The sequence below is a fragment of the Caulobacter mirabilis genome (genome assembly GCF_002749615.1).
Classification (GTDB): Bacteria; Pseudomonadota; Alphaproteobacteria; order Caulobacterales; family Caulobacteraceae; genus Caulobacter; species Caulobacter mirabilis.
The window spans coordinates 2,904,960-2,925,231 of sequence record NZ_CP024201.1 but is presented as its reverse complement, the minus strand read 5'-3'; the positions used below and the strand labels follow the sequence as shown (position 1 = coordinate 2,925,231).

The following is a 20,272-nucleotide window of genomic DNA, read 5'->3' as shown; positions in this document are numbered from 1 at the left end:
GAGGCCTGGCTTGCGCCGGGTCGCGGCGCAAGAAGGGGTCTTGGGTGCAGAGAGTTGGACTCTATCCGGGAACGTTCGATCCGATCACGAACGGCCATCTGGACATCATCGGCCGAGCCGTGAAGCTGGTCGACAAGCTGGTCATCGGCGTGGCGATCAACGAGGGCAAGGGCCCGATGTTCAGCCTGGAGGAACGTGTCGCCATCATTCGCGACGAGACCGCCCACCTGAACAAGGTCGCCGAGATCGAGGTGCGCCCCTTCAAGGGCCTGCTCATGCACTTCGCCCGCGAGGTCCACGCCAGCAGCATCATCCGGGGTCTGCGAGCCGTGGCCGACTTCGAGTACGAGTTCCAGATGACGGCCATGAACCAGCAGCTCGACCGCGAGATCGAGACGGTGTTCCTGATGGCCGACCCGCGGCACCAGGCCGTGGCCTCGCGGCTGGTCAAGGAAATCGCCATCCTGGGCGGCGACATCAGCAAGTTCGTCACGCCCGGCGTCGCTGAACGCCTGCTGCTGAAGGTCGGGCGCGCGTGATCGGCGCGGCGCTCGCGGCGGCCCTGCTGGCCGGAGCGCCGACATCTCCGGAGCCGCGATCACTGATCTACTGCGGCCTCGATCGCGCCGAATGTCCTGACGGGACGCCGAGGGCGACCCTGAAGCGGTTCCGCACGACGGACGCCGAGAGCCTGGCGGCGAAGGGTGTCGAGGGCGTGCGGGTGTTCACCATCGATGGCCATGACCGCTACCTGCCCCTGGTCGGCGTCCTTAGCCGCGCGGGCGGACCGGCGATGGTCGAGATCGGCGAGCCGGACGCCGCGCCCCTGCCGCCGACGCCGGCCGGCGAGGCGGCGCGCGAGGCGGCCGCGAAGCTGACGGCGCTGGCCGTCGCGTCTCGGCCGTTTGGCGGTTATGACCCGCAGGCCGTCTGCCTGCACACCTGGACCTTCGCCATCGAGGTGATCGGGCCGAACGGCGTCACCGAGCGGTTCCGCGACACCTGCGCGCCGGACGACCTGGCGGGCGCCGCGCAGGCGCTGTCACTGGCGGCGGCGAACAATCTGCCCGGGTGCGAACGCCTGGAGCCGGAGCCCTACGACTACATCCCGGCCTTCATTCTGCGGGCCTGCCTGCGACTCGGCGAGACGCGTCGGGCGGCAGCCGCCGACGTCGCCAACAGCTGGAATCGTTCGCCGTTGCGCGATGGGTCTCCGCTGGGAATCCCGCCAGGCGACTGGCTTGAGGCGACCGCCGTCCTGGAATGGCCGGACAAGCCGCCGGCGCGTGGGCGAGAGGCGGTCGATCGGTTCTGGATGACGGCGGCCGACCGCGATCCCCAGGCGCGCGGCGCGCTGATGCGCCCGAACACCGCCTTCGCAGGGCTTCTTGGCGTCGAGGCGCGTTCGGATGTGCAGGCCCGGGCGACGGGCCAGATCGTGCTCGACACCACCAAGGGAATGAAGGTCGCGCCCTTTCGTCAGGACTGGACGCGGTCCGCCGACGGCCGCTGGCGACTGGCGCGCTGGACCGTCGGCGCGTTCGAGGCGCGGGACTGATCACCCGAGGCTTGTGAACCCGCGCCCGGCGTTCTACCCAGGCGACAGGGGTGTCTCATCAGAAGGTTCGCCATGAAGTCCGCGTTGTCCGCGATCGTTCTCCTGTCGCTCGCCGCGCCCGCGGCCGCTCAGACGCCGTCCGACTGGCGCACTCCCGATCCCGAGAACATCCTGGTCGTCGAGACCAACAAGGGCCGGATCATCGTCGAGATGGAGCCGAACGTGGCCCCGGCCCACGTCGAGCGCTACCGCACCCTGGCGCGCAAGGGCTTCTACGACGGGCTCGAATTCTTCCGTGTCATCGAAGGGTTCATGGACCAGACCGGGGACCCTCAGAACAACGGCACCGGCGGCTCGGACCTGCCCGACCTCGAGGCCGAGTTCCCGTTCCGCCGCGGGGCCTCGGTCCCGTTCGTCGAGGCGGCCAAGCTGCCCGCGGACAACGCCGTGCCCCAGGCGACCGAGGTCGGCTTCGTCGGCGTGGTGCCGGTGCGCAGCGCGCCCAGCATGCAGATGATGATCTCGGTCGACGGCAAGGCGCCGGCCTGGGGCCTGTTCTGCCAGGGCGTGATGGGCGCCGCCCGCTCGAACAACCCCAACTCGGCCAACAGCCAGTTCTTCTTCATGCGCGGCCCGTACGCTTCGCTCGATGGCCAGTACACGGCCTGGGGGCGGGTGATCTCGGGCCAGGACGTGGTGGTCGCCATCAAGACCGGCGAGCCGGTCGCGCCGCCGCGCGACGTGATGAAGTCGGTCAAGGTCCTGGCCGACATCCCGGCCGCCCAGCGCCCGAAGATCCAGGTGATGGACACCCGCGGCCCGGCCTTCAAGGCGCTGATCGACAAGGCCCGCGGCGCCGACGGCCGCGTCGACCCCTGCGCCATCGAAATCCCCGCCAAGATCGGCTGACCATGCGAGGCCCGATGCGCTGGACCGTCCTGACCGCCGCCGTCGCCACCTTCGCCGCGGCGGCGTCGCACGCCACCGCGGCGCCGGCGCCCAAGGCCGCCGATTGGCGGACGCCCAATCCCGGCGACGTGCTGGTGATCGACACCAACAGGGGACGGGTGATCGTCGAACTGGTCCCGGAGGTCGCCCCCGGCCACGTGGAGCGGCTGAAGACCCTGGCGCGCAAGGGAACCTACGACGGCCGCACCTTCTTCCGGGTCATCGACCGCTTCATGGCCCAGACCGGCGACCCGAAGGACAGCGGAGAGGGCGAAAGCGATCTGCCCAACCTCAAGGCCGAGTTCACCTTCCGCCGCGACGCCCAGACCGCCTTCGTCCGCGCCGCCGGGCCGTCCGGCACGGAGGAGGGGTTCCTCAAGAGCCTGCCGGTGATCAGCCAGGACATCAGCTGGACCACCGCCACCGGCGACAAGAAGGTGGCGGCCTGGGGCACCTACTGCCCGGGCGTCGTCGGCATGGCCCGCGCCGAGGAGCAGGACAGCGCCAACAGCCAGTTCTTCCTGATGCGCCAGCCCTACATGTCGCTGGACAAGCGCTACACCGCCTTCGGCCGGGTGATCAGCGGCCTGGACGTGGTGCGGGGCTTCAAGACCGGCGAACCCGTGCCGGCGCCGCAGGACCGGATGGACCGCGTGCGCGTTCTATCCGATATACCCGCCTCCGAACGGCCGACCGTGCGGGTCATCGACCCGGCCGGCCAGTGGTTCAAGGGCGAGATCGACCGTGTCCGCAAGGCGAAGGGCGCGGACTTCTCGCTCTGCGACGTGAACATTCCCGTGGAAGTGAAATAACCCCCATGAGCGACGACCTCGAAAACACCCTGATCCTGACCACCGAGACCGGCCCGGTCACGATCAAGCTGCGCCCCGACCTGGCCCCCGGCCACGTCGAGCGCATCAAGGAACTGACCCGCGAGGGCTTCTACGACGGCGTGGTCTTCCACCGCGTCATCCCTGGCTTCATGGCCCAGGGCGGCGACCCGACCGGGACCGGCTCGGGCGGCTCCGACAAGCCGGACCTGAAGGCCGAGTTCAGCAACGCCAAGCACCTGCGCGGCGTCTGCTCGATGGCCCGGACCAGCTATCCGCACTCGGCCAACAGCCAGTTCTTCATCTGCTTCGACGACGCGACCTTCCTGGACGGCCAGTACACCGTCTGGGGCGAGGTCGTCGACGGCATGGACCACATCGATGCGCTGCCCAAGGGCGAGCCGCCGCGCCAGCCCGGCAAGATCGTGTCGATGAAGGTCGCCGCGGACGCGTAAGCCATGACGCCCGCGCTGGAGGCCGCCTACGCGCAGCCGCATCGGCGCTATCACGCGCGGTCGCACATCGAGGACTGCCTGGCTCTGCTGGCCGGGCAGTCCGATCTGTCGGACCGGGACCGGCGGCTGCTCGAATACGCCATCTGGTGGCACGACGCCGTGTACGACCCGACCCGCTCCGACAATGAGGAGGCCAGCGCCGAGATGGCGCGGCGGGACCTCCTGGCCACGGGCGAGGACGCCGCTTCGGCGGACGAGGTCGCGCGGCTGATCCTGCTGACCAAAGGACATGTCGTCCCGCCCGGCGATCGTCTGGGCGCGCTGCTGGTGTCGATCGACCTGGCGGTGCTCGGCGGCGAGCCCGAGGCCTACGACGCCTATGCGGCGGGCGTCCGCCACGAGTATCGGCACGTCCCGGACGATCTGTTCCGCGCCGGCCGCGCCCGGGTCATGCGGCATTTCCTGGACGCCGAGGCGATCTATCCGGATCCGGCCTTCCGCGATCGGCTGGAGGCGCGCGCCAGAGCCAACATCAACCGCGAACTGGCCGGCCTGTCCGCCTAGCGGCGCGGCGTCAGTTCAACCACCACCGGATAGTGATCCGATCCGAGCTTCGGGCCCCTCGACACCGCTGCGGTGGCCCATCCGCGTCCGGCATAGATGTGGTCGATCGGCAGCACCGGGAAGGGCAGGGCTAGTCCGAGACGCGAGAAGACTCCCGCCGGCCAGCTGAACAGCGCCCGGGTGCGGCGTTCCAGGCCGAACAGGGCGTCCTGCCGCTTCAGGGAAAAGGACCAGGGCGTCGAGTTGAAGTCGCCGGCGACGATCAGGCGGTCCTTGGGAAAGGGCTCGATCGCCTTGGCCAGGCGCAGGGTCTGCTGTTGCTGTGGTCCGGCGGGCCAGGGCCAGGTGTAGTGCACGCCGACCACCGTGAAGGGGCCGTCGGCCGTGCGATAGGTAGCCCAGGCCCCCTTCAGACGGGCGCGGTGCGGGCCTTCCAGACCGCCCTCGGCGATCGGCCGGCGCCTGGACAGGATCACGGTTGAGCAGGGATAGGGATCGTCGCAGGTCGAGGCGTAGGGATAGTCGGCGCGGATGGCGCGGACGACGCCGCCGGAGCGGGCGAAGGCTTCTTCCAGCACGATCACGTCGGCCTTCTGGGCGGAGAGCCAGCGCGCGGTGGCCTCGGCGTCGCGGTTGCGGCCCCAGACATTGAACTGGACGACCTTGATGGAGCCCTCGACGGCCGGCGCCAGCGTTCGTTGTTGGCGGGTGAGGAGCTCCGGCGCCATCAGGGCCAGCGAGGCGACGGCGGCGACGGCCGCCATGACGGGCGTGGCCGCTCCGCGGCGCCCCGCGACCAGCCAGGCCGCCACGGCGAGGACGGCGCCGGTCAACAGGATCGGCGTGACGTGCGTGATGGCGTCCAGCCGGTCGCTGAAGCGACCGCCCTGCGCCGCCAGCGCCAGGAGGGCGCACGCAGCAGCCAGCAGCAGGGCGCCGGCGCGGACCAGCTCGGCAAGGATGGCGAGAAGGCCGCCCAGGGGACCAGGCGCGGGCTGCGCCCGCTTCTGAGCGGGGCGGCCGGCCGATCGCCGCCGGCGGGGCGAGGACGGGCTCACTCGCCGACGAAGTAGTTGAGCGCGACCGGACGGGCCGGCGCGTTTCCGACCTTGAGCACGCCCCGCAACACCGGCCCGGTGCTGGCGCCCTCGGCCTTGGCTTGAGCCAAGGCGGCCTCGTCGAAGGTCCCGCTGAAGAGCACCTGGCCCAGTTTCGGATCGCTGCCCTTGAAGGTCATCTTGCCCGGCGCGACGCTGTAGGCCTCCGGCAGCAGGCGGACGGTGACGGCATGCGCCTCGCCGCCCATCTCATTGGTCACGGTCGGGCTGTTGAGGTCGTCGAACTGGAACAGGATCGGCCCGAACACCGAGGCGCGCTTGCCCTGTTCCCACTGGCTGAAGTCGCTCGGCGCGCCGATGGCGATGTGGTTCAGGCGATAGGCGCCCGTCTGGATGTTTTCGGCCATGTAGTAGCCGGAGGCGTCGAACTTCGCCTGATGCTGGAAGCCGCCGGGCGCCTCGACGGCCGGTTCGGGCGCGACCGGCGCCGGGGGTGGCGCGGCGGCGGGCGCAGGCGCTTCCGCTGTCTCGGACTTGCGGTTGCAGGCGGCGGTCAGAGCCAGCGCGCTGACGGCCAGCGCGACGAGGACGGGACGCATGAAGGCTTCCTTGGTTGGGCGGCGCAACATCGCCATCCTGAACGCCGTTGTCCATCGCGCGCTTGACGTGGCGGCGCTGTGGTGGCGATTGGCGGCCGCCATGCGTCTTTCCGACTTCGATTTCGACCTGTCCGAGGACCTCATCGCTCTGCGTCCGGCCACGCCGCGCGAGTCGGCGAAGCTGTTGGCGGTGCGGCCCGGCGCGCCGCTTGAGGACCTGACGGTCGGCGACCTGCCGTCGCTGCTGCGGGCCGGAGACGCCCTGGTGTTCAACGACACGCGGGTGATTCCGGCTCGCCTCGACGGTCTGCGCGAGGGGCGTTCCGAGGGCGGCGGCGACGGCTCGCCGGTGGCGGTGGAGGCGACGCTGCACAAGCGCCTGGCGCCGAGCCGCTGGAGCGCCTTCATGCGGCCGGGCAAGCGGCTGAAGGTCGGCGACCGGGTCCGCTTCGGCGCCAGCGAGGACCGGGCCTGCGATCTGACGCATCTGGACGCCACGGTGGCCGAGAAGGGAGAGGGCGGCGAGGTCGTGCTGGCCTTCGACCTGTCGGGGCCGGATCTCGACATCGCCATCAACACCCGCGGCCACATGCCCCTGCCGCCCTATATCGCCGCCAAGCGGGGCGAGGACGAGCAGGATCGCACCGACTACCAGACCGTCTACGCGCGTGAGGATGGTTCGGTCGCCGCCCCGACGGCGGGGCTACACTTCACGCCGGAACTGCTGCAGGCCTTGGCCGACAAGGGCGTGTCGCAGCATTTCGTCACCCTGCACGTCGGCGCCGGAACCTTTCTGCCGGTCAAGGTCGACGACGTCGCCGAGCACCGGATGCATCCGGAGTATGGCGAGGTGAGCGCCGAGGTCGCCGACGCCCTGAACGGGGTGCGGGCGAACGGCGGCCGCATCGTCTGCGTCGGCACCACCTCGTTGCGTCTGCTGGAGAGCGCCACGGGCGAGGACGGCGTCGTACGCGCCTGGGCGGACGAGACGGCGATCTTCATCACGCCGGGCTACCGCTTCCGCGCAGCCGACCTACTGATGACCAACTTCCACCTGCCCAAGTCGACCCTGTTCATGCTGGTCAGCGCCTTCGCCGGTCAGGCGAAGATGCGCGAGGCCTACGCGCATGCGATCGCCACGGAGTATCGGTTCTATTCCTACGGCGACAGCAGCCTGCTATTCCGCGCCTGACCCACAAATTCCGGTCATCCCGGCGAAGGCCGGGACCCAGATACATCCTGAGCATCGACGGGCTTCACCTGGATCCCGGCCTTCGCCGGGAAGACGGATGAGAGATTGGCCGCTTTTCCCTTTGAACTGAAAGCCACCGACGGCGCGGCCCGCACCGGCGTCCTGAGGACCCCGCGCGGCGATATCCGCACGCCCGCCTTCATGCCCGTCGGCACGGCCGGTACGGTGAAGGCCCTGACCGTCGATCAGGTGAAAGCGACCGGCGCCGACATCATCCTGGGCAACACCTACCACCTGATGCTTCGGCCGACGGCAGAGCGGGTGAAGCGCCTGGGCGGGCTGCACAGGTTCATGCGCTGGGACAGGCCGATCCTGACCGACAGCGGCGGCTTCCAGGTCATGAGCCTGTCGGGGATCAGCAAGGTGACCGAGGAGGCGGTGACCTTCGCCAGCCACCTGGACGGCTCCAAGCACAAACTGACCCCCGAGCGCTCGATCGAGATTCAGGCCGACCTGCTGGGCAGCGACATCGTCATGCAGCTGGACGAATGCGTCGCCTGGCCGGCCGAGGAGCAGCGCGCCCGCGAGGGGATGGAGCTGTCGGCCCGTTGGGGCGCGCGGTCGAAGGCGGCGTTCGGCGAGCGCGAGACCCAGGCGCTGTTCGGCATCCAGCAGGGGTCGACGTTCGAGACCCTGCGCCGGGAATCCTCCGAACGGCTGATCGAGACCGGCTTCGACGGCTACGCCATCGGCGGCCTGGCGGTAGGCGAGGGGCATGAAGGCATGGTCGAGGTGCTGGAGTATGCGCCGGCGATGCTGCCGGCCGACCGGCCGCGCTACCTGATGGGCGTCGGCAAGCCGATCGATCTGGTCGAGGCCGTAGCCCGCGGCGTGGACATGTTCGACTGCGTCCTGCCGACCCGTTCAGGGCGGCACGGGCAGGCCTGGACCTGGGACGGGCCGATCAACCTGAAGAACGCCCGCTTCGCCGAGGACGAAAGTCCGCTGGACGAGACGAGCGACTGCCCGGCCAGCCGCGACTATTCCAAGGCCTATCTGCACCACCTGGTGCGATCGGACGAAATTCTCGGGCAGGTGCTGCTGTCCTGGCACAACATCGCCCACTTCCAGGCCCTGACCGCCGCCATGCGCGCGGCCATCGCCGAGGGGCGGTTCGAGGCCTTCCGCAAGGCCTTCCGGGATCGGCAGCGAAAGTAGGCGCCGCTACTTCACCGGGTACTTCGGTCCGGTCCGGCGGTCCGGTTTGGGCATCTCGGTCAGGATGTGGCTTGGCGTCGCCGGCGGATTGCAGCCGCGCGATTCGCCCAGTCCCTTGAGGTAGCCGCGCCGGATGCCGCCGGCGGTGATCGCCGCCCGCACCAGCCGGTCGTGCTGCTCGGCCCCGGTCAGCTTCCGAACCCAACCGCGCAGCGGGATCAGGTCCTGGGCCGCGCCGGCCATCATGCCGAAGGCGGTGTCGGAGGCGACGTCCCGGCCCTTGTCGATCAGGTCGCGCCCGTCCGGCGAGGGCGGCTCGTCGATGTCGGCCCCCAGCGCCTCGTTGAGCGGCTCGAGCAGGGCGATCAACTCGCGGCAGGTCGCGGGCTGGGGGCGGGCGTAGGGATCGTCCAGCGCATCGAGCAGGACCGTCGGGATCTTGGTGCGCAGCAGATTGAGGTCGCGCATCGGCGCACTGGCCGCGCCGACCACGCCGCTGCGGTTGACCTCGTCGGTCGTCTGTATGCGGCCGGACGGCGGCGGCGAGGTCGTCGCACAGGCGCCGAGGGCCAAGCTCAGGAGGATGATGGGCGTCGTGCGCATGGCCATGACCATAAACTGTCATTTTGGGCGCTGGAAAGGCGATGCGGGCGCTTGCCCCTCGCGAGCGCCCCCACTATGGTCCGCGCCGCTTCGAACGGCCCCGGGCTGCTTCGCGGGCGGGCCGATAGCTCAGTGGTAGAGCATTCGACTTTTAATCGAATGGTCCTGGGTTCGAATCCCAGTCGGCCTACCATTCTCTTCCGACAATCTTCGCGACGCCTGGAGTTCGTCCGGGCCTGGGCCGGGAGCACGGTCCTGCGAGCCTGGGTTGGAAGCGGCTTGCGACCGCTGCTGCCAGCTCCTGTCAGCAGGCTCCAGATAGGGTGCTCCAAACAACGGGAGCCAACCATGTCCGACCTCGTCTTCTACACCAACCCCATGTCCCGCGGCCGCATCGTCCGCTGGATGCTCGAAGAAGTCGGCCGGCCCTACGAGGCCAGGGTCCTGCGCTGGGAGACCGGAGATACGAAGACGGCCGACTACCTGGCCGTCAATCCGATGGGCAAGGTGCCCGCCATCGTCCATGACGGGCTGGTCGTCACCGAAGTCGCCGCCATCTGCGCCTACCTCGCCGACATCTTCCCTGAAGCCGGCCTCGCGCCGCCGCCGCATAGCCCGCTGCGCGGCCCCTACTATCGCTGGCTGTTCTTCGGGGCCGGTCCGATCGAACAGGCCGTGAGCACCACGGCGGTGGGCTTCGAGCCGACGGTGGAGCAGCGCCGCTCGTTCGGCTTCGGCTGCATGGAGGATGTCCTGGGCGCCGTCGAGGGAGCGGTCAAGGACCGCGCCTATCTCGTGGGAGACAGCTTCTCGGCCGCCGACCTCTATCTTGCTTCCCACCTCTCCTGGGGGATGAATTTCGGCACGATCGAACGGCGCCCGGCGTTCGAGACCTATGCCGAGCGCCACCTGCAGCGCCCGGCCTCCCGGCGCGCCGACGAGATCGACAACGCGCTCATCGCCGCCGCGGCGCAGCCTGTCTCCTGAGCGAGGGCGCGGGCGACTCCATTGAGCGCCGCCAGGTCTTCCGGTTCGCTGGACGGCTTGGCGGTCCCGCGGCGGGCGGAGATGATGACGCTCCGGAGCCCCCTGGCAAACGACGGGACGCGGACGTTCACCTACGGCGCGGAGAGTCCGTTGGCTGCCGCTTCGGCTTCGCCGCCTCGAACCGCACGCGGTGCACCTGTCCCGGCAGGCCGGCGGCCTTGTAGGGCAGGCAGGTCTGGATCGCGGTGAGGGCCCGGGCCTCGGCCAGCAGCTGGGTTTCCGGCGGGGCGCCGGCTTCGGCGCGGACGATGCGGGGCGGGCGGGCCAGGCCGCCGCCGCCGTTCAGGACCAGTTCCAGCGTGACCGTCGGCGCCGCCGCGGGCGGCGAGAGCCGCCGCCAGCAGGGCTCGATCTGGCCCCAGAGGTCGCCGGCCGACGAGGCCGAGCCGCCGTCCCCGCGCTGCGAGGCCATGGCCCGGTCCGCCTCCGCCGCGACGCCGCTGCGGCCGGTGGCGGTTTCGCCTTCGCCCCGGCGCCCCTGTCCCGATCCGGCGCCGAGCGTGTTGAAGAGCTCGCTCAGGCTGCTGCGCGGCCGCTCGCCCGACCGTTCGAGCACCAGGCCCTCCGGCGCGACGTTGCGCAGCCGCGCGGCCAGGGCCTCGATCTCCACCACCTTGGCGTCGTCGACGGCGTCCGAGACCCGGCCGGCCGCGGCGCCTTCGTTTCCGCCCAGGCTGACCTCCATGGCCTCGCCCTCGCCGAAGGGATCCGGCGCTCCGCGGACGCCGCCGCCCGAAAGCGTGCCGAACAGCGCCAGGCCCAGGGCCAGATGCCCCGCGACCGACAGCCAGAACAGGCCGACGTCGCGCGCCTTCCGCGTCCGCTGCGGTCGGTCCTGTCTCATACGCTGCGCTACCCCCGGGCGCGTGCGAGCCGCGCCGAACGCCCGCACCTAAGGGGGACCTGCGCCCGGTTTCAACCGCTAATCGGCGCCCGCCGTTGTGTTCCGCGAGCCGCCGCCTATGCTGCACGCCGACTTGCTTGGGAGGGCGAGAGTGCGCACCGCGTTCATCGCCGGCCGGGCGGGGCCGTCATCGAAAACGACCACGCCGGACGATCCGGAGGGCGGCTTCGCGGCGATCGACGCCCTGGCCGCGCTAGGAATCCTGGCGGTGACGATCTCGCTTTCCATCGCCGCCCTGTCGACGGCCCGGGGCCTCGGCGACGCGGGCCTGGAGGCTGCGCGGGCGCGGACGCTGCTGACCGGGGTGTTGAACGCCGGCGCCCAGCCGCCCGGCGCCTATGGCGGGCGGGCGTCGCGGTTCGCCTGGACTCTGGACGTCGCCGAGGAGAATGAGGGCCCGGGCGTGCGGGTCTGCCGCCGGCGGGCCGAGGCGCGGGGCCTCGCGTCCGACCGCCGCTATGTGTTCGAGACCCGGGCGATCTGCCCGCCGCGAACCGGGGCGAACTGATGCCCCGATCGAACGAGGACGGCTATACCCTGGCCGAGGCCCTGGCGGCCCTGTTGATCATCGGGCTGGCGGTCGGCGGGCTCGTCGAGGGCGCGCGCCTGATCGGGCGGATGCAGGCGCCGACCGTGGGCGCGGTGCGCGAGACCCGCGACCTCCGGCAGGCCGAAGCCGCGGTGGCGGCCCTGCTGGCCCGGCGCCCCGGGAACGACCGGACGTTGCGGGGGGATCCCAAGGGCTTCACGTTCGACTGCGGCGGGGTTTGCAGCCTGGAAGTGAGGGACGAGGCGGGAGGAACGACGCTGCTGGTCCGCAACCAGACAGCGACCCGCCGCTACGCGTTGCCGGCCGGCCCTGGCGCGAATCTTCTGTACGACACGCGCAATGGTCGCTACGACCGATGGCCGCTTGAGACGCAGGATGTGTCCTTGCGCGGCGTGGCCTTGGTCGCACCCACGGCCGAGGGGGAAGTAGCATTACTGGCGGCGCACTCTTGGATCGAGCATCCGAAAACCTGCGCGTTCGACATGGTTTCGAAGACCTGCCGGACGACGGCGCAATAGGCGTCACCCCGGATGACGGCGCGGACGTTCAGGAAGGTCCGTCCCTGTTCGTCCGAGCGATCACGACGCGCCCCGCCGCGCCATGGGATCAGGCGCGGGCGGCCGGCTTGGAGGCGCGACTGAACGCGCCGCTGCCGCTCGACGTCATGACCTTCCTCCTGAAGCGGCTGGAGCCCTGGCGGCCCGGGACGCCCGGACGCTACGCGGCGATCTATGCGCGCCGCGCCGATGTCGAGGGCGGGGCTTCGGCCACCGCCTACCTCGATGGCCGGCCGATTCCGGTCCGGTTCCTCTCGGCCGAGAGGCAGCGCGAGCAGCTGAAGCTCCTGGGCGCCGTGGCCGGCGGAACCACCATTCTCGTCTTTCTGCTGGTCATCAGCACCGCCTCTGTGCTGTCGACGCGATCCGAGGCGACGCTGCGGCTCGAGCAGCTCGAGCAGACGACACAGCGCCGCCTGGTCGAGGTGCGCCGCCGCGAGGCGCTCGCCGCCCAGGTCCAGGCGCTTGAGGCCGCTGATCTGGAGCCGCTGCGGGCTTCCGCGGTGCTTTCCGACCTCGATTGGGCCGCCGGCGCGCTGGCCCCGGAGGTCTCGCTGGAGGCTGTCTACCGCGAAGGCGCCCTCCTGGCCGTCGAGGTTCGCGGCGACCAGACCCCCTTCGCCGCCGCCGATCGGACGGTCCAGCGCTCCGACGCCCAGGTTCGGCGCGGCGTCTGGCTGTGGGGCGTGACGGCGTCGCCGCCGCCTGCGGAGATCCAGCCGTGAAACGGCTCCAGATGCCCTCGACCCTGACCCTGGGCGTGGCGGTGCTGCTGGCCGTCCTGGTCGTGTCGGCGTTGAGCTGGGGTCTGGGCGCGGCCGCTCGACCGTCGGACTACCGGCAGCGAATGGCGGCCGTGAACCGGACGCTGTCCGAGATTGAGCGCGCCGGTCCTCAGAAGCCTTCGGCGTATGGCGCGACCACGCTGTGCAGGACGTCCGCATTGGCCGCGGCGGGCGCCTTGCGCGCGAGACTGGCGCAGCAATCGACCGCGGCCGGACTGACGGCGCGGCAGCTGGCTGTGACGGCGGGCTCCGGCGGCGGTTATCCTCGGCTGACCGCCATTGACGTCAGCTACGCCGCCGAGGGACCGTACGACGGGGTGCGACGGATGCTCGGATCGCTCGGCGCGGGCGGGCCAGAGGTCTTCATCGACCAATTCGAAATCAAACCGGCCGGCGACAAGACCACGGTCAAGATCAAGGGGAGGGCGTTTTGCTGGATCTCCGCTCGCCCGTGATCTTCCTGGCGCCCCTGGCCGGGCTGTTGCTGGCCTGCCTCGGCTGGCTCGTCCTCGGCGGGGAGGGCCGCGTGGCGGCCCCGCTGGACGAGGCCGAGGCCAGGCTCGCCGCCCTGCCGGTCGAGCGGCCGCTTCCGCAGGCCGCCGTCTATTCGGGGAGCGGCGGCAAGCCGCTCTTCGTGGTCGCGACGCCGGCCAGCCTGCGGCTCGAAGGCGTATCTCGCACGCCGAGACGGACGGCGGCGCTGATCTCGATCAACGGCGAGCCGGCGCAGTGGATTCCGGTCGGAACGACATTGGGCGGCTTCACCCTGTCCGGCGTGAGCGCGACCGGCGTCATCGTCGAGAACCTTCTGGGGCGGCAGACGATCGCGCTGGGAGAGAGCCTCGGCGGGACGTCCGCGGCGGGGAGCGGCGGGACGCCGCCCCAGGGGGCGCCGCCGCCGGGTCTTCAGCGGGGCCTCGAGCCCGCAAGCGCGCCCGGGATTCGGTAGGGGCAAGGTGTTGGGGCGACTTAGAGTAATGCGAACCTTCCGGAGCATGACGGCGGCCGCGGTCCTTGCCGTCCTGGCCGCCGGCGCGCCATACGCCGCCGCCGCGGCGCCGGCCGCGCGGGCGGAAAGCTACACGTTCGCCTTCCGGGATGCGGATATCGCCCTGGTCGCCGAGGAGATCCTCGGGGGCGCTCTCGGCGTGAGCTACGCCATCGACCCGTCGGTCACGGGCAAGATGTCCTTCCGCATCGACCGCCGGTTGACCCGGGCGCAGCTGCTCGAAGCCTTCGAGGCGGCGCTGGCCAACAACGGCGTGGTCCTGATCCGCCAGGGCGAAAGCGTGCTGCTGACCAGCCGGTCGGCGGCCAAGGGGGCTGGCGGCGTCCGTTCAGCGGGCGATATCGGCGGCGGCGGCTACGAGGTCGTTTCCGCGCCGGTGGCGCATGCGATCCCGTCGGAAGTGGCCAAGCTCCTGGAGTCCGTCGGGCCCAAGGATGTGGTCGTGCATGTCGACGACAAGACCGGCACGCTGCTCATCGGGGGCACCCGGCGCGAGATCGAAGCTGCTCTCGAAACCATCAAGACCTTCGACAAGAGCGGCATGGAAGGCGCTCGGATGCGCTGGTTCGAGCTGTCGCAGGCCTCAGCGCCGGCGATTGCGCGGGAGTTGAACCAGGTCCTGCAGGCGTCCGGCGTCAGCGGGGCGACCGTGGTGCCGCTGCGCCGGCTGAACGGCCTGATCGCCTTCGCCCGCACGCCGGCTGCGCTGGACGACATCGCCGGCTGGGTGCAGCGCCTCGACCGGTCGGGCGGCAGCGAGAGCAGCGCGCTTTGGGTCTATCGGCCGCGAAACGTGTCGGCGGAATCCCTGGGGAGGACGCTGGCGAGCGCGCTTCCGGGCGCCGGCGGGGCGGCGTTCTCGAGTGTCGCCGCATCCTCGACGAGCGGCAGCGCCGAAACGACGACCCCGGCTCCGGCGCCGGCCCCCATCACGACGGGCGGCGGCGACGAGGACGCCGTGCGGCTTGGCGTCGACAAGGAATCCAACACGCTGCTGATCTCGGCCTCGCCGGCGCAGCGTGTCCAGATCCAGCGCATCCTGGAGGAGATCGACCTTCCCCCGCCGCAGGTGCTGATCGAAGCCTCGATCCTCGAGGTGTCGCTCAACAACGACTTCCGTCTCGGCGTGAACTGGTCGGTGCTCGGCGCGGACGGCAAGCTGAAGGTGACGTCGTCCAGCGCGAAGGACGGCGGCGTCGGCGCGACTTTCCCGGGCTTCGCCGTGACCTTCATCGACAGCGACATCAAGGCGGCGATCGACGCCCTCGGGTCCAAGACGGACGTCGAGGTGGTCTCCAATCCCAAGATCGTCGCGCTGAACAACCGGACCGCCTCTCTGCAGATCGGGGATCAGGTGCCGATCGTCGTGCAGACGGCTCAGAGCAACACCACGCCCGACGCTCCTCGGGTCGTGAATGTCGAGTACCGCGACACGGGCGTCATCCTCAACGTGACGCCGCGGGTGAGCGGCGAAGACAGCGTCATGTTGACCGTGGTCCAGGAAGCGAGCTCGGTCGCCAAGACCACCACGTCGGGCATCGACTCGCCCACGATCCAGCAGCGCAAGTTCGAGAGCACCTTGATGTTGAAGGACGGCGGCGTTGTCGCTCTCGGCGGCCTCATCAGTTCGAACCGCAGCGTCGGGGACACCGGCCTGCCGATCCTCAAGGATGTCCCCGTCGTCGGCACGCTGTTCAAGTCCCAGACACGGGACCATCGTCGCACGGAACTGATCGTGCTGATCAGCGCCCGGATCATGCGGAGCGGCGATCAGACCAAGAGGGTCATGGACGACCTGCAGGCGGACATGCGCGAGATCGGGGTTCGTGGCCTGCTCGGCGGACGATGACCCGGAGGGCGGCTACGCCACGGCCGCGGCGGCGATGATCGCGCTGGCGCTTTCGCTGGTCGTGGTCGCGGTGCTGGCCGCGGCGTTGCAGGAGCTCCGCTTCTCGCGCCAGGCCTTCGACCGGAGTCGAGCCGAGTTCGCGCTCGACGGCGCCCAGACCCTCGCCGCTCAGACCATCACCCGGAGCGTCGCGCGCGACCGGTATCGCTGGACTGTCCCGTCGGCTCAGGGAGAGATCGAGGTCCTGGCCGAGGCCGAGGCCGCCAAGCTGCCGGTCGCCGAAGCCACGCGCCAACGCGGCGTTCTGGAGGCGTTCGGCGCGACGCAGCCGGAGATCTTGCGCGGTCGGCTGGCGGCCTGGGCCGCCGCTCACGGCGACGCCGCGGATCTGCGCGGGCTGGATCCCGCGCCGGCCTGGCGGAACTGCGCCGCTTCGATGATCTCGTCCTACGGAGCCGGCGCGGAGCTGCGCCTGGTCGCGGCCCAGGCGCCTGAAGGCGGCCGCCTGGACCTGCGTGCGGCGCAGGTATGGCGGTTGCGGGCGTCGGAGCGTCGTGGCTGGGTGGAGGAACGCATCGTAAGATTCACGGGCGACCCGCAGAATCCCGCCGCGGTGGTCGAGCGGAGCCTGTATCGCGGCGGCTGGATGGGAGAGCCATGTTCGGACCTTTTCATGGACGGAGACCGACGGTGAACCGCGAAGACGGATACACCCTGACCGAGATGCTCGTGGTGATCGGCATCATCGGCCTGATCGCCGCTGTGCTGACGCCGACCCTGATCGGTCAGCTTGGGCGGGCGCGGGCCAAGTCCGCGCAGCTCCAGGTCGAGATGATCGCCTCGCAGGTCGAGATGTTCCGGAGCGACACCAGCCGGTACCCCACCGCGCAGGAGGGGCTGCAGGCGTTGGTCGCCGAGCCCGCCGACGCCGAGGGGTGGACGGGCCCCTACATGCGCGACGCCCGCAGCCTGAAGGACCCGTGGGGACGGCCGCTGGAGTATGCGCCGACGGCCGATGGCCTGAGCTTCGCCGTCCGCTCGCTCGGATCCGACGGCAAGAAGGGCGGCTCCGGCGCCGCGCGAGACCTTTCCGCGCCGGCTGGATGACCATGGCGCTCAAGGTCGCGTTGATCCTGTTGCTGGCCGGTGTTTTGACCGCCTCGTCGATCGTGGACGCCCGCTCGCGCCGTCTGCCGGATCCGTTGACGTTGGCCGTCGCGCTTCTTGCTGTTGCGCTTGCGGCCTTGGACGGCTGGTCGAGGCTCGCGACCGGCCTCGCCGCGGGTGTCGTGACCTTCCTGGTCCTGGAGGGCGTGCGCCGCGGCTTCATGGCGAACCGGGGACGGCCGGGCCTGGGGCAGGGTGACGTGAAGCTGTTCGCGGCGTTGGCGCTGTGGCTCGGTTTGGCGACGCCATGGGCCGTGGCGCTCGCGTCGGCGCTCGGCCTGGCGATCGCCCTGGTGGTCCGGCCGGCCGACGGTCGCATCCCCTTCGGGCCGGCGATCGCCGTGGCGGCCCTGGGACTGGGCGTAGCGGGCGAAATGGGGTGGAGCCCCCTCCGGAGCATGGAGGGCGTTGGATGGATGCTCTAGTGCGTCAGAAGCGGGAAGCCCTGCTCGAAGGATTGCGCGCCGGCGGCCTGGTCGACGAAGCGGCGATCGCCCGAGCCGAGGTGGTGGCCGCGCGCACCGGCCAGCCCGTGGAGCAGGTTCTCAACCAACTGGGCGCGTTGAGCGACGACGACCTGGTGTCGGCCTATGCCGAGGCGGCGCGGTGCGAGGTATGGGACCCGGGCCGCGATCGGGCGACCATCGCCCCCGAGGAACTCAGCGTCACTCCGGACTTTCTCAAGCGGCGGCGGCTCCTGCCGCTGCGCCGGCAGGGGCGGACCCTGGTCTGCGCGGTCTGTGACCCGCTGGACGAGGAAGCGCTCTCCGGTCTGACCTTCGCCCTGGGCGGGCGGGTGAGTCTGCGCGTCGCCAGGCCGGCGGATTTCGGGCGTGTCTTCGCCGAGGTGTTCGAGCGTGGCGGCGGTTCGGTCGCGCCGGTGACCGACGAGCGACGCCTCGAGCGCGAGATCGATCTGGTCGCCGACAGCGGCGGCGAGGGGGCGGGCGCCCGCTTGGTCGCTTCGGTGTTCGAGGCCGCGATCGAGGCCGGGGCCTCCGATATCCACTTCGAACCCCGACGGCATGACCTCCGCATCCGTCTCCGCGTGGACGGCCAGCTCGTGGAGCACAGGACGGTCAGCGCCGATCTGGCGCCGTCGGCGGTCTCGCGGGTGAAGGTCATCGCCAATCTCAATCTCGGCGAACGGCGTCTGCCTCAGGACGGCCGGACCACCTTTGTGGTTCAAGGGCGACCGGTCGACGTGCGGGTCGCCACCTCGCCGACGGTCTTCGGGGAGTCCGCTGTGCTGCGGATTCTGGACCGAGCGGCCGTGCAGCTTGATCTGGACGCCCTGGGCCTCGGCGCCGGCGTGGTCGGGACCCTGCGCAAGGTCGCGCGGTCGCCGCATGGTCTGTTCCTGGTCACCGGTCCCACCGGCAGCGGTAAGACCACGACGCTCTACGCCCTGCTGCAGACCTTCGCGGGCGGCACGCGCAAGGTGCTGAGCGTCGAGGATCCGGTCGAGTATCACTTCGACCACGTGGCCCAGACGCAGGTCGCTCCGGGGGTCGGCCTCACCTTCGCCGCCGCCTTGCGATCGTTCCTTCGTCAGGATCCCGACGTCATCCTGGTCGGCGAAATCCGCGATCCCGAGACCGCGGCGGTCGCCATCCAGGCTGCACTGACCGGCCACTTCGTTCTGGCCTCGGTGCATGCCAACGACGCTTTTGCGGTGGTGCCGCGCCTGCTGGATATGGGCATCGAGCCCTATCAGCTGGCCGCGGGCCTGCGCGGCGCCGCCGCCCAGCGTCTCGTTCGCCGTCTTTGCGAGGCCTGCGCCTCGGCGCGGGCGCCGGACGAGGAGCACCGGCTGCTGGCCCAGTCGATGGGCCTGGCGGTTCCCTCGCGTATCTTCGTCCCCCAGGGCTGCCCGCGATGTTCTGGTTCGGGTTTCAAGGGGCGCACGGCGATCGCCGAGGCCTTCCTTACCGATGAGACCATGCTGCGATCGATCGCCGATCGGCAGCCGCCGGCGGTGCTGGCCGCCCACGTCCGCGAGGCCGGTTTCATGTCCATGATGGACGATGGTCGGGCCAAGGCCGAGCTGGGCGAGACGACGCTCGAGGAAGTCCTGGCGGCGGTCAATGTCTGAGGCGGGAGCTAGCTTTGGCTATGTCGCGCTCGACGAGGGCGGGCGCCGTCGCCGCGGCGTTGTCGTCGCCCGGGACGAGGCCGGAGCCTTTGCGGCGCTGAAGGGCCAAGGGCTCATGCCGGTGTCCGTGCGGCCGACCCGCGCGAACAGCCCGGAAAGCAGAGGTCGCGGCGGCGGCGCGCTCAATCCCCGCGACGTCGCCAGGTTGATTTCCGACCTGGCGGCGCTGCTGCGGGCCGGAGCGGATATCCGGTCGGCCTTGACCATCGTCGCCACGCGAAACCCGAGCCGGGCGTTGCAGGAGATCGTCAAGAGCGTCAGCCGCGACGTCAGCGGAGGCGAGGCGATGGACCGGGTGCTCGAGCGCCGACTTGGCCCGTCCTACGCTTTCGTCGCCGCCCTCGCCGCCGCCGGCGAGGCGTCCGGCGATCTCGCCGGCGGCCTCGAACGGGGCGCCGAGATGCTCCAGGCGCGTATCGCGTTGCGCGATCAGCTGGTGTCGACCCTGAGCTATCCTACCTTCGTGGCGGTCACCGCGGTCGTCGCTTTCGTGGTGATCCTGACGATGGTGGTGCCCTCTGTTGCGCCGCTGGCCGAGGCTCCCGGGGCCGAGCCCTCTTTCGCGATGCGTTCGCTGCTCGGCGCCAGCGCCTTCCTTCGCGGCAACGGACTTTGGCTGCTGTTGATCGCCGGGGGCGGAGCCGCCGCTGCGGCCTTCGCGGGGTGGACCGGCCTGCTTTCGCGCCTCCTCGATCGCGCCTTCATCGACGGCCCCTGGCGTCGTACGAGCCGGGCGTTGGTCTACGGCGGGTTCGCCATCGCGCTCGGCGGCATTCTTTCGGCGGGCGCGCCGATGGGGGAGGCCTTGCGGCTCTCGCTGCGGGCCGTGCGGTCGGACGTCGCGCGGCGGCGGCTGGAACCGATCTCCAAGGCCGTTCGGCAGGGCGAGACCCTGTCGAACGCCCTGGGCCGCACCCAGGGCTTTCCTCAGCCGATCGCCGGACTGGCCTTCATCGGCGAGGAGACCGGCGCCCTGGGCCCGATGCTCGCACGGGCCGGACGGCTGGAGGAGGAGGCGGCGATGAAGCGAATCGAGGCCGCCGGCCGCATGCTGGGACCGTTGCTGATCGTGGTGCTCGGCGGGCTGATCGGACTGATGATGGCGGCGCTGCTGACCGGTGTCAGCGGCCTGGGCGACGCGGCGTTGAACTAGGCCCGCGCGGACGCGAGCGAACGCTTCTTCCGAGCTCGAATGGCGCTTGGGTGGAGACCGCGCCGCCACAA

General features: G+C 70.7%; 24 protein-coding genes and 1 tRNA gene. 21 read left to right on the top strand and 4 right to left on the bottom strand.

The features are described from left to right. The first annotated feature begins 44 nt into the window (after positions 1-44). From coaD to CSW64_RS13965, 6 genes are all read left to right on the top strand, one after another. A complete protein-coding gene (gene coaD / locus CSW64_RS13990) occupies positions 45-539 on the top strand; it encodes a pantetheine-phosphate adenylyltransferase (RefSeq protein ID WP_099622690.1) in 495 nt (164 codons plus the stop codon). Further along, positions 536-1,558: a hypothetical protein gene (locus tag CSW64_RS13985; RefSeq protein ID WP_099622689.1), complete on the top strand. Its 1,023-nt coding sequence runs from the start codon at positions 536-538 to the stop codon at positions 1,556-1,558. The genes coaD and CSW64_RS13985 overlap by 4 nt, the downstream gene beginning before the upstream one ends. Before the next feature lie 72 nt (positions 1,559-1,630). Then, positions 1,631-2,467, top strand: coding sequence for a peptidylprolyl isomerase (locus CSW64_RS13980; RefSeq protein WP_099622688.1), 837 nt, complete (start codon positions 1,631-1,633; stop codon positions 2,465-2,467). A 14-nt stretch (positions 2,468-2,481) separates the two neighbouring features. Next, positions 2,482-3,318 carry a peptidylprolyl isomerase gene (locus tag CSW64_RS13975; RefSeq protein ID WP_099624255.1) on the top strand — a complete coding sequence of 279 codons (837 nt, stop codon included), beginning with the start codon at positions 2,482-2,484 and terminating at the stop codon, positions 3,316-3,318. A gap of 5 nt (positions 3,319-3,323) precedes the next feature. Then, positions 3,324-3,791, top strand: coding sequence for a peptidylprolyl isomerase (locus CSW64_RS13970; protein ID WP_099622687.1), 468 nt, complete (start codon positions 3,324-3,326; stop codon positions 3,789-3,791). Between the two features lie 3 nt (positions 3,792-3,794). Further along, positions 3,795-4,355, top strand: coding sequence for an HD domain-containing protein (locus CSW64_RS13965; RefSeq protein WP_099622686.1), 561 nt, complete (start codon positions 3,795-3,797; stop codon positions 4,353-4,355). Here CSW64_RS13965 and CSW64_RS13960 read toward each other — a convergent pair. Continuing rightward, the gene (locus CSW64_RS13960) at positions 4,352-5,413 is read right to left on the bottom strand and encodes an endonuclease/exonuclease/phosphatase family protein (RefSeq protein WP_245863703.1); all 1,062 of its coding nucleotides are present in this window, start codon (positions 5,411-5,413) and stop codon (positions 4,352-4,354) included. The two genes, CSW64_RS13965 and CSW64_RS13960, sit on opposite strands and share 4 nt — an antisense overlap. Continuing rightward, complete coding sequence (locus CSW64_RS13955) at positions 5,410-6,012, bottom strand: hypothetical protein (protein ID WP_099622685.1); 603 nt, start codon at positions 6,010-6,012, stop codon at positions 5,410-5,412. The genes CSW64_RS13960 and CSW64_RS13955 overlap by 4 nt, the downstream gene beginning before the upstream one ends. Before the next feature lie 100 nt (positions 6,013-6,112). Between CSW64_RS13955 and queA the strand changes: the two genes are divergently transcribed. Together queA and tgt are read left to right on the top strand one after the other, a co-directional pair. Then, entirely contained in the window at positions 6,113-7,204 is a 1,092-nt protein-coding gene (gene queA, locus CSW64_RS13950; RefSeq protein ID WP_099624253.1) for a tRNA preQ1(34) S-adenosylmethionine ribosyltransferase-isomerase QueA, read from the top strand. 105 nt (positions 7,205-7,309) lie between these two features. Then, complete coding sequence (gene tgt / locus CSW64_RS13945; protein ID WP_099622684.1) at positions 7,310-8,422, top strand: tRNA guanosine(34) transglycosylase Tgt; 1,113 nt, start codon at positions 7,310-7,312, stop codon at positions 8,420-8,422. 6 nt (positions 8,423-8,428) lie between these two features. Here tgt and CSW64_RS13940 read toward each other — a convergent pair whose 3' ends face one another. Continuing rightward, positions 8,429-9,025, bottom strand: a complete 597-nt coding sequence (locus CSW64_RS13940; protein ID WP_099624252.1) for a hypothetical protein — start codon at positions 9,023-9,025, stop codon at positions 8,429-8,431. 118 nt (positions 9,026-9,143) lie between these two features. Here CSW64_RS13940 and CSW64_RS13935 point away from each other — a divergent pair. Beyond that, a tRNA-Lys gene (locus CSW64_RS13935) sits at positions 9,144-9,218 on the top strand. 155 nt (positions 9,219-9,373) lie between these two features. Next, complete coding sequence (locus CSW64_RS13930) at positions 9,374-10,012, top strand: glutathione S-transferase family protein (RefSeq protein WP_099622683.1); 639 nt, start codon at positions 9,374-9,376, stop codon at positions 10,010-10,012. 127 nt (positions 10,013-10,139) lie between these two features. Here CSW64_RS13930 and CSW64_RS13925 read toward each other — a convergent pair whose 3' ends face one another. Then, the gene (locus tag CSW64_RS13925) at positions 10,140-10,916 is read right to left on the bottom strand and encodes a hypothetical protein (RefSeq protein ID WP_099622682.1); all 777 of its coding nucleotides are present in this window, start codon (positions 10,914-10,916) and stop codon (positions 10,140-10,142) included. A 151-nt stretch (positions 10,917-11,067) separates the two neighbouring features. Between CSW64_RS13925 and CSW64_RS13920 the strand changes: the two genes are divergently transcribed. The 11 genes from CSW64_RS13920 (at position 11,068) to CSW64_RS13870 (ending at position 20,201) form a co-directional block, all read left to right on the top strand. Next, positions 11,068-11,484 carry a hypothetical protein gene (locus CSW64_RS13920; protein WP_099622681.1) on the top strand — a complete coding sequence of 139 codons (417 nt, stop codon included), beginning with the start codon at positions 11,068-11,070 and terminating at the stop codon, positions 11,482-11,484. Continuing rightward, the gene (locus CSW64_RS13915; RefSeq protein ID WP_099622680.1) at positions 11,484-12,044 is read left to right on the top strand and encodes a hypothetical protein; all 561 of its coding nucleotides are present in this window, start codon (positions 11,484-11,486) and stop codon (positions 12,042-12,044) included. The genes CSW64_RS13920 and CSW64_RS13915 overlap by 1 nt, the downstream gene beginning before the upstream one ends. Before the next feature lie 107 nt (positions 12,045-12,151). Further along, complete coding sequence (locus CSW64_RS13910; RefSeq protein WP_099622679.1) at positions 12,152-12,808, top strand: hypothetical protein; 657 nt, start codon at positions 12,152-12,154, stop codon at positions 12,806-12,808. Continuing rightward, positions 12,805-13,323 carry a GspMb/PilO family protein gene (locus CSW64_RS13905; protein WP_099622678.1) on the top strand — a complete coding sequence of 173 codons (519 nt, stop codon included), beginning with the start codon at positions 12,805-12,807 and terminating at the stop codon, positions 13,321-13,323. The genes CSW64_RS13910 and CSW64_RS13905 overlap by 4 nt, the downstream gene beginning before the upstream one ends. Beyond that, positions 13,299-13,817: a hypothetical protein gene (locus tag CSW64_RS13900; protein WP_099622677.1), complete on the top strand. Its 519-nt coding sequence runs from the start codon at positions 13,299-13,301 to the stop codon at positions 13,815-13,817. The genes CSW64_RS13905 and CSW64_RS13900 overlap by 25 nt, the downstream gene beginning before the upstream one ends. Positions 13,818-13,863: 46 nt before the next feature. Beyond that, positions 13,864-15,726: a type II secretion system secretin GspD gene (gene gspD / locus CSW64_RS13895; RefSeq protein ID WP_172448565.1), complete on the top strand. Its 1,863-nt coding sequence runs from the start codon at positions 13,864-13,866 to the stop codon at positions 15,724-15,726. Next, on the top strand, positions 15,704-16,420 hold the full coding sequence (locus CSW64_RS13890) for a hypothetical protein (protein WP_099622675.1): 717 nt from the start codon (positions 15,704-15,706) through the stop codon (positions 16,418-16,420). The genes gspD and CSW64_RS13890 overlap by 23 nt, the downstream gene beginning before the upstream one ends. Continuing rightward, positions 16,417-16,833: a type II secretion system major pseudopilin GspG gene (gspG, locus tag CSW64_RS13885; RefSeq protein WP_245863702.1), complete on the top strand. Its 417-nt coding sequence runs from the start codon at positions 16,417-16,419 to the stop codon at positions 16,831-16,833. Before CSW64_RS13890 ends, gspG begins: the two co-directional genes overlap by 4 nt. Before the next feature lie 2 nt (positions 16,834-16,835). Beyond that, complete coding sequence (locus CSW64_RS13880) at positions 16,836-17,318, top strand: prepilin peptidase (protein WP_216361177.1); 483 nt, start codon at positions 16,836-16,838, stop codon at positions 17,316-17,318. Then, positions 17,306-18,988 carry a GspE/PulE family protein gene (locus CSW64_RS13875; protein ID WP_099622672.1) on the top strand — a complete coding sequence of 561 codons (1,683 nt, stop codon included), beginning with the start codon at positions 17,306-17,308 and terminating at the stop codon, positions 18,986-18,988. The genes CSW64_RS13880 and CSW64_RS13875 overlap by 13 nt, the downstream gene beginning before the upstream one ends. Continuing rightward, positions 18,981-20,201, top strand: a complete 1,221-nt coding sequence (locus CSW64_RS13870) for a type II secretion system F family protein (protein WP_172448564.1) — start codon at positions 18,981-18,983, stop codon at positions 20,199-20,201. The genes CSW64_RS13875 and CSW64_RS13870 overlap by 8 nt, the downstream gene beginning before the upstream one ends. Positions 20,202-20,272 lie beyond the last annotated feature (71 nt).